Genomic DNA, 11,447 nt, shown 5'->3' with positions numbered 1-11,447 from the left:
TTTATTATTTTTTTGCTAACATTACTGATAATTATTTGAAATAACGTTGATTTTTGTGACTTTAATCTCTAGTTTCCGCTTCATTTGGCCTACTAGACGAGAAAACACTTATAAATCCATCGCCACTCCTAATTGCTGGCTAAAAGAGCAATTGTTTCTTGAAAAATGCTTTCTTACCTTATCCTAACATCAGCTCCCGCAGCTGGAAATCCACGCTCTAAATGTGTGTTTACTTTAATCGCATTTTTACTTTACTATGCTGCATTGTTAATTACTTAAAGGGTTTTTATGTCATCAGTTGGTGTAGTGAATTATTCTCCTCGTTTGAATTTAGAAGAGAAGTCTCTTGAGACAGGAATTGTTTCAGAGGCTGAAGCAAGTAAGACAGATTCTGTCGTAGCAGAGACGGCTTTACGTGTGCTGAGTACGCAGATAAGTGCCGTTGCAACTTCTGTCCAAGCACTTCAGACTTTTATTAGAAAAGTTGAAGACAGTGATACAGAGCATATTTTAGAACTGCAAGAGGATAATAAAAATCTTCGAGAGCGCTGTTCAGTGCTTGAATCAAAGCTTGAGGAGTTTAAAACAACAGCAGCAGTTAGAGAAAGAGCGTTGTCGCAGGAGCTTGAGCATTGTAAGGAAGATCTTATTCATATAAGGTCTCATGTAGACACTCACTTAGTGCCTTATATAAATCAGTCGCGTACTAGAACAGATGATGAAATTGCTAAGGTGCAATCTTCTGCAAAGAGAGCTTATGACAGATGGCTTAAAACTCCTACAGAAAAAAAATTAAAAGAGATGATAGAGGAGTCTGTAGCTCAATTTGAAGCGTCAATCAATGCCCTTAAAGAACAGCAAGGCACGATGGCTGCATTGGCAGATAGGGCTATAAAACAGGCAATAGTTTCTCAAGAAAAAGCAGAAGAAGCGGATATTTCTAGCGTAGTAGCAAAATCATTGGCGCGTGCAGGAAAAGAAGAAGCAGAACGCTTGAAAGCCTCTGTAGAAGAGACAAAGAAGCAAGCAATAGCTGCAAACCAAGCAGCCGCAGCTGCAAGTGCCGCTGCAAGAGCACAGTCAGAAAGACTACAACGGGAGATTCAGGAAGCAGAAGGGTATGCTAGCATGCAAGCAAAGATGGCATTCATGCGAAGCGACTTGGCTGCTTGGCGTGCCCAAGGGTTTTAGTAGCCATGTTTGTGTATACACAAACAATTCTTGAACTTATTTGTGTATATATATGCTTAGAACAAGAACAGAAAGTGTAGCAAGTACGAGTGCAGCACCTGTTTATCGCTTTCCACTATATCCTCCATTGAGTGTTCAGTTTGAAGGTGTGATTACTAAAATGCAGGCTTCTGCTTTATTTTCAAATGAGGATTTTAGTAGATTTGATTCAAAATATCTTGAAGATGCAGCTGCTAGACTCATTGTAGAGGTACTGGATTTTTGCCTTGAGGAGTCAGAAGACTTGGAAGAGGGTGAAATAAATCAAGTATTTTTATGGAAAGATGAATGTAAAAGCATCTTGGCAGCTTTTTTAAAATCAGAAAGAGAGGCTGAAAATGCAATTGAGAAGATGCAGAAAAGCGTTTCTGAGAGAAGAGTTGACCAAGCGGTAAAAAAATTTGGAGAAACTGTAGATCTAGTTGCACGCATTGCTACAAGAAGTTTTAATGAAAGTTCTGAAAGGCGCCTTGAAGAGGCTGAAGATAAGTTAATAGCTTTTCAAGAGCATCGCGAGAGAAGGTGTGATGCTTTATCAGAAGCTACTTGGAAATTAGAAAAAGAGATTGCTGAGCTTTCCCGAGAAGATCGTATTGCAGTGGATAAAGCATGTGCTAGTGGACTTATGGCTATGGGGCAAGAAAGGGAGTTTATGATGTTGGATGCATCTTTTAAAGAAATGCTAGGCAGAGATGCATAAATGACAGTAAAGCGTACAGAGCAAGAACTTCAAGAAACGTTTGCAAGAAGTGTGACCGCATGTGATAGATGCCAGAGTGTTCTTGATCAGTTTAAAGCAAGGGCACACTCAAGTGAGATTATTGCCCGAGTAGAGCAGGCAGCTCAAACTATAGAGTCCTTAGAAAAGCGCAGTGCTAGATTGCAAGAGGCTCTTAAGCACTCTGAGAGTGTGCTTGAAGAAAAAGAAAAAGAGCTTTCCCTGCTGAAGGAACACACCGAAGTAGTAAGTAGGGCTGCAAGCTCTTCTCATTCCAGTTCTTCTCATGAACTCCTTCGAGGAGCAGAGTTTGTAGTAAAAGTTGTTGGTGGATCTCGTGAGTACTTTCCAAGAAGAGGGATGAATCAAGAGAGAGCAAAAGGGCCAAATAGATGACGTCTCCAGTGGGCAATCAAAGGCTATTATCAGACATTACATCGAAGAGTGCAGTACAAGATGCGCGCTTTCGTGGGTTACTGCATTCTCTTGATCTTGTTAAATTTGGAGAGGTTATCGCAGAGTCTGGTTTTACAGATCTTATGACAGTTACACTTACTTCTTGGTATAGTGGTTTTATAGCAGACCTTTCCTCTGAGGAAGAGAGAGAAAAAGTCATAAAGGATTATATTGAGGCATTAAGAGATCTTTTAATGGATCCAATTAGGCGTGGTGATCTTCTTGATGCAACAGCTGTTTTGGGAAGTGATGGATTTACTTATAATGAGCTTTCTTTAGTTGGCTTTTTAACTACAACTCCTAAAGAGTATCAACAACGCTCTCCACTTGCTATAAATAATCCAACACCCCTGACGAGGACCTCTCATCCTGTCGTTCGCTTTGCTGTCAAATGGCTGGCTGAAAAAGAATCTGCTTTTCTTCTTAAAAGAGAGGAAGAAGAAAAAGAAGAGGCTATAAAGGCTCTTGCACGCGCTACTCAATACGCTCGCCTCAGAGAAATGCATGAAAAGGCAAGAGTGCGTAAAAGAGAAGAACAAGTTTTAATTAAAGAGCGCTGCACCCATGTAAAAACTGAAAAAGTTAAGAATTTTAAATTGCGTGCACAAGAAGCACTTGCATCCGTTGGAAGGAGCGCTGCAAGTTGTAGTCAAACTGCAGAGGCGTTTGATGCAAAATGTGTTGCTTATAAAGAAGAGGAAGATGAGTCTATTAGGAGCATAAGAGAAACATTTGTTAATGATAATGACACAGCTTACCTTGAAGGGTTACTTCAAGAAAGACTTATAGAGGCATCAGCTGAAGATCAAGATGCTTTTCAAGAAGTGTATACACAGCTTACTACTGCTTATGATGAATTAGATCCTTTGAAAGAGATGTTAGATGAGTGTGATGAGAGGCTTGCAGTGCAAAGAGAGCATGATAAGGAGCATTTTTTACACATTGAAAAAGAGCTTGCTCTTTTGGAAGAGAAGAGAAACGCTCTTAGGCAGCGCTCCGATGAGCTTCGTTTAAGTCAGGAGATTGTGGATATACGTATAGGTCATGTAGAGCAGCAACAAGGGGTTATAAGGCAAGGCCTTACCCAAGTAAGAACAGATATTGAGCAGATGCATGAGCGCTCCTCTAATAGTCTTATTGAAAGCCTTGGCATAGGCGCTCTTGCTATTTTTGGCTCTTGGGCTCTTGCAAAGTTTGCTATAACCCTTTTGCCGAAAGAAGGAGGACTTATGCTCCTTCAAACAATTCGTATTTAAGTTAAAGATTATGAAAACCACTTCAATTAAGCACGCTTCTATACTTACTCTCTTGCGTCAAAAAGAGGATCTGCTAGTAGATGAAATGCCTAAATTAGCATCTTTGACGGAAGGGCAGCCAAGTACTTCTACTAGGATGGATAGGGCAGCTAGTGCTCTTCTTAGTTGCTCAGACGGCATTAAGAGGCATACTGTAGGAGAGCAATTATTTCATGCGGCAAATGCTCTTAAACAAGAAGAAAGAAGCCCTTTTGAGCCTTCTAGTAGGCTAACACAACATGCTATTTCTATTGATTTAGGTGGCAGAAAGAGAGACCTTCAAGCAAAATCACAAGCGGCTCCTACGTTGCTTCAACGACTTAAAAACCGTACAGAAGTTCTTTCAAGAGATTTTGAAGCCTTAGAAAAAGCAGATAGAGCTGAGGGTAACACAGAAGAGATGAATGCACGGCAATTGTCGAGGCGAGTAGTTGGAGCCGTGCGTATAGCAGGAACTGCCCTTGGAATGGTAGGTGATGTAGCACATGCAGGTGTAGCTGCTATAATGGATAATTTACGAGAGCATCATCCAGGCACTCATGCACTTGCTTGTAAAGTTAAAGAAGCTGCTAAAGAAGTTTTAGAAGCAGTGGTTCCAGAGGAGTTGAAAGAAGATGCCCGCGCATTTGTTAAGGAAGATTTGCCTAAGTTTAATAGGCAAGTAGCTAAAGCACTTGATGAAAAAGTGGGCGTTCCAGAAGAGGTTGCTTTGCGGGCGATACAAGATGTTGAGAAGATGGCAACTACTAAAGCAGTAGGTGCAACTAGCCAAGTAGTAAGAAAAGCGGCTAAAAGCGTAAAAGCTCTCTGTTCTTCACGAGTGAACCCAGTAGTTTCTGAGGGTTACAAGTTTGGGGGTTCTTATATTGAAACTTATTATGACACTAGAACAAATTCATTTCATGTGCTTGATCAAAGGCTTCTAGCAAATAAAAATCGTTCAGCTCCTGCGCACAACAAAAATAAAGAGGTGTACTGCCGTGAGAGCTGTAGTCATGATGTACTAATAGAGTCTCAATCTGTACGCACTAAGAAAGATCCATCACCTATACAGTCAGCATACATCACATTGAGTGAAACAGGAGATATCCGCGATGTGCATGTTCATCATAGCACATTTGCTGAGGGAGCATGTCCATCTCAAATGCTAGACATTCTTTTCCCAACAGAAGAAGTAGGCCGTAGGTCTACTGAAGGTAGCAGCTTAGCATCCACAAACACTGTCTCTACACACTTTATTGCTATGAATGTAAGTCAGATGCCTGGCAATAGGGTTGTTGTTAGAGCAGAACATAACATAAACTTAGATGTAGTAGACAACACATTAGGGAAATCACACTTTCCAATCATCGAGAAGTATGTAAGAGACCTTTCCAGAAGCAATCCGGGTATGGAGGTTCATTTGCAGGTAAATACTCCTCCTGTTAATACCTTTATTGGAGAAGCAATAGAAATAGGTGACTCAATAACTGTTGGTAAGAACTTAAGGCCATGCAGAGGGAAGCATCAAGATTTGATAAAAGCTATCTCAGAAAGTGATAAATTTGATTATTTTGGTTTGGTAGATAATATGCTCACCTTTCAATACCGTACACCACTACCTCTTTCTACTGCGCATAAAAGTAAGAGAGTGATGCGTGATCGTGAGGGCCTTGGTTATGAGGTATTGTCGCAACCTTTAACTGAGTTGAACCAGGATACATTTCCTCTATTTTCAGCAATGCAAACAGTACATGTTACATTAAGAGAATCAAATCAATGGCGAAAAATCTCTGTAGGTTTTGGTAAATTATCTTTAAATAACAAAGATCTTCCCTTGCTTCTTGATTCTCTTGTACCTATTCAGCCGCAATTACTAACATGTCTTGAATTTGACGAAAATCTTTTGGGAAAAGAGATAGGACAGAGTAATTCTTTTTGGAGAGTGATGCAACAAGAGATGTTGCCTATACTTAGAGAGTCTGAGTTTAAGAAAGTTGTCTATGATCCATTTTATTCACCCATGCCTGTATTTGTTCGAAGAGGAGTTGAACTTCCAACAACCCTATCTACATCTATAACGGAGGTTTCTATCATTTTAACATACCTGAAGAGCAATGAGATGGTTCTGAGGGTAATAGGAGATCGATACTCAAAAGATGTGCCTTTAGGTACGATCGAGCGTTTTATGGACGATGTAATCACTAATAACTCGCAAGTAAAGATCTATGTTCAGGTGAAAGGTTACTCTTCTCAGGTTATGCAGGCATTTCAGGAGATGATTACTTCAAACAAAAAAATTTATAACCTAGGAGAGTGTCCTTGTTACTATGGTTTGAGGCCTGAAAAAAATCTATCAGCGTTAACATTGCGATATGATCCTTTGGGTGCTAAAATCCCTCTTATAAAGCCCTACAATCCAGATGCCTCTGATATTCAATATGCCGACATGAACATGTACTGGTTGGAAGATGCGACTATTATCGCTATAGAAAACTCTGCAATACAAGATGCAAATTGGCTTCTTAGTAAAGTGGATCAAGTAGCTGAGAGTCAGCAGGCTCGTCCTGTTTTTATTTGTGTTCATTTAGAAATCCTAGCAAGGCTTTTTGAAAGTAACTCATCTTTTACGCCTCTTGGAAAGTCTTTCGAATGTGTATGGCCATGTAGTCGAATACCAAGGGCTTCTGTGTATGTATTTCAATATAAAAAGTTGCAAGAGGCTGTTTATGATCCTCATGCACTTGTAAAAGGCTTTTGGAGTATGAGCGTAAGGGATAGATCGGATGGATCAACTTTTGTATTTACAGAGATTTTAGAAAAAACATTGCCAAGGGATATTGAGAGTATATTTTATAAATTTTCGAAAAGCCTTGACAGTCTAAGTAGAGGTGCCACCGAAGATTTTTTCTTACAATTTAACCCTAAAAATAAGCACTTGCTTGATATCTTGGTACGCAGAAAGCACACAGAACTTGTTGCAGGAAGTTCTGAGTTTCAACCAGGTGACACTTTAGATAGTTCTAAGTTACCGGTGTTTCGCATTCTTCCCTCATCTTAATTCTTATATTATTCTGAGTGCATCTTTGACATTTTTGATGTACTGTGGGCCTGCAGAACCCATGTCAAGAATAGGAAGACAGTGGCTATGGCAACCCAATTGCTCGCGTGCTTGTTCGATAGTTATATTTGCTCTTGCAGCAAGCTTTTCTGCTGTTAGAGAAACTTCAACCCTTATGCTTTTTGGTTTATAATTTTGCTCATAATCCTTTAGAGGGGATGTGGTCCCTTGAGCTTTAGCTTCGATGCGCTCAGCTTTCAGTTTACGATCAAGAGGTGTCATTTGCATCTCTTTTAATGCCTTGTAAAGGCTTGCATGGTAGCGAATTATACCATCTCCGTGACTATAGATAATGAATTTTTTTCCCTTAACTTTTTGGAAATTAGCTAGGCTATCGAGCTTCCAGCCTCCTAATGAAGCAGCCATAGCACCCATATTACCAAGTAAACGAGGTCCAATCCACGACATGAGACGAGCACTTACACGTCCTACTAAGTTCATTTGGGGCATCAAGGTAATAGCAAGAGGGACAACAGATTTAATGGCGCTGGCAAGAGTAGAAAATGATCTATCGCTATACAAGTGCATTCCATCATGTTCATTTTGATGGTAAGAGGCAACTTCTGCACCGACTCCTCCGCCCAAAGAGACGGCATGGATTAGAATGTTTTCTTGAGGTACTTTTTGTTGCAATAGATATTGGATCATGGCTTCGCCATCTAGCACAAGATCATGTAAGGAGGTAGCTGCGCCTTCACTGCGCATCACTCCACGGTAATTGCCAAATAGTACGTTGACTTGGATCTTGTCAGAAAACTTTTTGGCTAGATTCAAGAATTGCTCATAACACATGAGGTTTCCGGGCATGATAACGATCCATTTTTGCTCTGTAGCAGCGCGTGATTGTTGACTTGAATGCTCGATAACTATGGTGTCTAGTTTTACTTGATCTGCAGTTTCTATTGTAACTTGTCTTGCATGGTTTTCAGGATCGCCTAAGAAGCTTTCCCTAGCTTTATGAAGGTTTTTAAGGGATTCAATTTGAATTTCTAGGCGTGCAGCATTAGAGTTTACTGCATTTTTTAGGGCGTTTTCTTTTTTGGCTAAGTTAAATTCTACGCCTGCAGGTAGGATGCAAGAAGAAAGTAGGGGTTTTATCATGAATAAGCAGAGTCGTGCGATGCCTAAAGGGATAAAGATAATAGAAAAGATATTCCAAGCAAGTCTAGCTATTTTGTTTTTTAGAAGGTTTTGTTCGGCTAAGTTTTTCTGAGTGTGAAAGATGTCATTATGTTCTTCTACTCGAAATTTGACTTCAGGTAGTGGAAAAATTTGATTCATAGAAGAAGAAACAGCAAGATTAGACATCTTATAACCTTAAGTTAGTTTAGAAGCTAATTGTAATCTATGAATATTAATGTAAAATAAAGAAATTATTTAATAAGCATTAAGGTATACACAAACCAATTTTTGAACTTGTTTGTGTATACCTTGATTGATACTCCTAAAAAATGGTAGTCTCTTCCCTTATGTTCGCACAGAAAACACTTTTTTTATTTATTTTGCTCTTAATTTCATTTTTTTTGCATGCAAAAGAAGTCGTTGTTGATTTGAGAGAGCCCGAATATTCGGAAGGGATCATTACGACATCTCTTGGTGGTGTCATCCGTAGCGGTAAAATACGCATTCAAGCTACCCACATGACTTATAACAAAGTAGAAGAAACACTGATTGCAAAAGGTGATCTATTTGTCATTTATGGACATAAAATATTGATAGGTAGTAGCTTAGAATATAATTTTAAAACATGCTCAGGCTTTATTTGTGATGGAGTTGTAGCAGAAGAACCCGTTGTTATGGGAGGCGAAAAAATTATACTCGAGGGTGATGGCTCTTATAGATTAGAAAATGGCTATATCACTTTGTGGGAAACTTGTGAAGAAGACTTTGCTATCCACTCTAAATGCATTCGTCTTCTAAAAAATAATATGCTCATTGCAAAAGATGTTTGCCTGCGTTTTTTTAGCATACCCCTATTTACACTCTCTTCTTTCAATACACACATGGACTCTGTTAGCGAAATTCCTATCCAGGTAAAATTCACATTTGGTGGAATCGAGGGTAGCGCTATATCCCTTCGTTACAGGGCGCTAACCTGGAAAGATTTAAAGGTCTATCTAAGAGCGGACTATGTACTCTCAAAAGGGCCTGGTGGCGGTATTGATGCTGACTATTGTTCTGTTCTAGACAAGCGTTCGTTTATTTTAAAAAATTTCATGGTACAAGACAGGTCCTACGATGACCCCGTCAACCGATTGAGGTATCGATTTGAGGGTACCTACGATGAGAGTTTTAAAAATAATGTACATGCAAGACTTGTCTATGACGTTCTTTCTGACAGTGAAATGGCTTCAGACTTTTCTGCCGATGAATTCAACTTAGATACAGGAGAACACACACATTTACTAGTTACAAAAAAAGAAGACTCTTGGATTGCAGACTTTTCCACCCGTGTACGTGTCAATGACTTTCAAACTGTAAACCAGCAATTACCTGCAATAGAAGCAAGCCACAAGCCTATTTCTCATGGGGCTACTGGTATCATATCAGATCATCGTATAAGAGCAGGTTTTTTAGACTATGCCTATGCAGATGGCACTCCTCCCCCTGTAAGTGATTTTCATGCAACTAGAATTGAACTAGACCAAGAATTCTACAGACCCTTTACCCCTATTACTGGAGTAAAAATAACACCAGAGGTAGCTCTGACCGGAATTTTCTATGATAATAATCCACAAGCACAAGCTGTCATGCAAGCAGTTGGAAGGGCAGGCCTTTTTGTAAACGCAAAATTCTCCAGACTGTATGGACAAAGCAAGCATATTGTTGAGCCTTATGCCAGCTTTCAATACTACTCTCATCCAACTGTGCGCTTTAATAACTATTATGTTTTTGATATTGAAGATGGTTATGCAAGACTACAAATACTTCGCTTTGGATTTACAAACTCTCTATTCCTGCATGGAAAACAACCTATTCGCGCACTCTATCTCAATATTTTTGCAGATGCATTTTTTAGTGTACACACGCTACAAAACAGCATACCCAGAATTTATGGATCTCTTTTAGCCCACCCAACACCTTATTTAACAACTCGCTATGATATTGCCTGGAATACGGAAACAAAATCTCTTGATTTCTTTAACTTAACACACCTTTGGACGATCAATGAGGATTATGCAATAGGCCTAGATTTCCTGCACAGGGGCATCAAAGCGTGGAGAAAGGCCGATTACACCAACTTTATGTTAGATGCACAGCAACCAGAATACGCCCTTCTTCACTCAAACCTATCGGACAGAAGAAATACACTCCTTGTCCACTTCTTCTACCGCTTCCATCCCAACTGGTGCCTCGAGATGCATACACGCTCTGGCTGGCACAGGCTGACAGGTCAACTACCAACACCCGAGACAGAACCTAACTACAAGGAGTTTAAGATAGATCTATCCACCTTTATTGGCTGCAACTGGAACTTAAAACTCTCTTACGAACATAGAGAAATCGACAATCGCTTCTTTATGAGCTTTAAGCTAGGTGAAAACTGCCCCAAAAAGAGTAACCCCTTCCAGTCAAGCCTCTGGTAGGCTTAAAACAGATCTAGCCATATGCTATTTGCATGTATACACATCGTAAACAATTCTTCATTAACGATGTGTATATAGTTATTAACGCGAGTTTTGGATAAAAAACATATTTAAGTTATTTAAACACAATGTTTTAGATCATAAAATGAATTAATTCAAACTTTTATTTTTTTACTTAGTATTCCACAAATGTGGGCTGACTATAACTTTGAAGAACGGCCTCATAATAAATTATGAGGCCTATCGCGTGCCGTCGCTCCCCGTGCAGAGCACTGTGTTCGCTCCTGTGCTGCGATTCTTCTTTGTTCTAGCAGCCCTCGGAAGCATCGAAAGTCGATGCAATATTCCGAGCCAGGTACCCTGGCCTCGTTTAGTCAAGGGTATCCCTTTTGCAAACCTACACTATTTTTTTACAATTATGATTGAAAAAAGACCCCCACATGGTTAAAAGATTTATTTTGTGAAACAAAGATAACCTGGAAGGTCAAAATGATTAAGAGTGATGTATTTACCCTAATCTCAATTTTTTGTGATGTGGATGATTTTTGCAAGGAATTTGAACCAGAATGGAAAAAAATACTGATTGAAAATCAACATCAACAGCTAATAGGAAACAAAAAGAAAAGAAATCGCAAAACCGAATTATCTCTAAGTGAAGCAATAACAATCGTTATAATGTTTCATAAAACCCGCTACAGAACATTTAAAGACTATTATCAACGATATAATGATCGTATTCCAGTTTCAGACATGTCTAGAGGGTTGTTTGGAAAACTTTTTGGGGATAAGGGCTATATTTCACAAGAGTTATTTCTCAGTTTGTACGAGAAAGGAATGCAGATTATAACCAAACTTAAAAAAAATATGAAAAATAAACCAATGAGTCTTGTTCATTAAAATTTAAAGCTGGTTTTTTGGGTTGTATATTAGGAATAGGAATGACTCTAACGAAAATAAATGAAACACGGAGCCACAGAGACACGGAGAGTGCTTTTATACATAACGATTTGTCTTATAAAATTATTGGAGCAGCTATTGAAGTCCATAAGGTGCTTGGAGGG

Annotated in this window: 8 protein-coding genes; 7 read left to right on the top strand and 1 reads right to left on the bottom strand. The window is 39.3% G+C overall.

What is annotated here, in order from left to right; translation table 11 throughout:
• The first annotated feature begins 288 nt into the window (after positions 1-288).
• Genes P4L16_04425 through P4L16_04405 form a run of 5 tightly spaced genes read left to right on the top strand, consistent with a single transcriptional unit; the run spans position 289 to position 6,739 of the window.
• A complete protein-coding gene (locus P4L16_04425) occupies positions 289-1,191 on the top strand; it encodes a hypothetical protein (protein MDR3624368.1) in 903 nt (300 codons plus the stop codon).
• Positions 1,192-1,243: 52 nt separating this feature from the next.
• The gene (locus tag P4L16_04420) at positions 1,244-1,930 is read left to right on the top strand and encodes a hypothetical protein (protein MDR3624367.1); all 687 of its coding nucleotides are present in this window, start codon (positions 1,244-1,246) and stop codon (positions 1,928-1,930) included.
• The gene (locus tag P4L16_04415; GenBank protein ID MDR3624366.1) at positions 1,931-2,344 is read left to right on the top strand and encodes a hypothetical protein; all 414 of its coding nucleotides are present in this window, start codon (positions 1,931-1,933) and stop codon (positions 2,342-2,344) included.
• Entirely contained in the window at positions 2,341-3,660 is a 1,320-nt protein-coding gene (locus P4L16_04410) for a hypothetical protein (protein ID MDR3624365.1), read from the top strand. The genes P4L16_04415 and P4L16_04410 overlap by 4 nt, the downstream gene beginning before the upstream one ends.
• Positions 3,661-3,670: 10 nt before the next feature.
• On the top strand, positions 3,671-6,739 hold the full coding sequence (locus P4L16_04405; protein ID MDR3624364.1) for a hypothetical protein: 3,069 nt from the start codon (positions 3,671-3,673) through the stop codon (positions 6,737-6,739).
• A 3-nt stretch (positions 6,740-6,742) separates the two neighbouring features.
• Here the strand turns inward: P4L16_04405 and P4L16_04400 are convergent, their stop codons facing one another.
• The gene (locus P4L16_04400) at positions 6,743-8,107 is read right to left on the bottom strand and encodes a hypothetical protein (protein MDR3624363.1); all 1,365 of its coding nucleotides are present in this window, start codon (positions 8,105-8,107) and stop codon (positions 6,743-6,745) included.
• Positions 8,108-8,268: 161 nt separating this feature from the next.
• Between P4L16_04400 and P4L16_04395 the strand changes: the two genes are divergently transcribed.
• Both P4L16_04395 and P4L16_04390 read left to right on the top strand, forming a co-directional pair.
• Complete coding sequence (locus P4L16_04395; protein ID MDR3624362.1) at positions 8,269-10,386, top strand: hypothetical protein; 2,118 nt, start codon at positions 8,269-8,271, stop codon at positions 10,384-10,386.
• Positions 10,387-10,875: 489 nt separating this feature from the next.
• Positions 10,876-11,283 (top strand): transposase, encoded by a 408-nt coding sequence (locus P4L16_04390; protein MDR3624361.1) that lies wholly within the window; start codon positions 10,876-10,878, stop codon positions 11,281-11,283.
• Positions 11,284-11,447: the final 164 nt, after the last annotated feature.

The organism is Chlamydiales bacterium (assembly GCA_031292375.1).
GTDB lineage: Bacteria > Chlamydiota > Chlamydiia > Chlamydiales > VFKH01 > JARLHF01.
The sequence above is the reverse complement of the archived record's forward strand: the minus strand, read 5'-3'. Positions and strand labels throughout refer to the sequence as shown.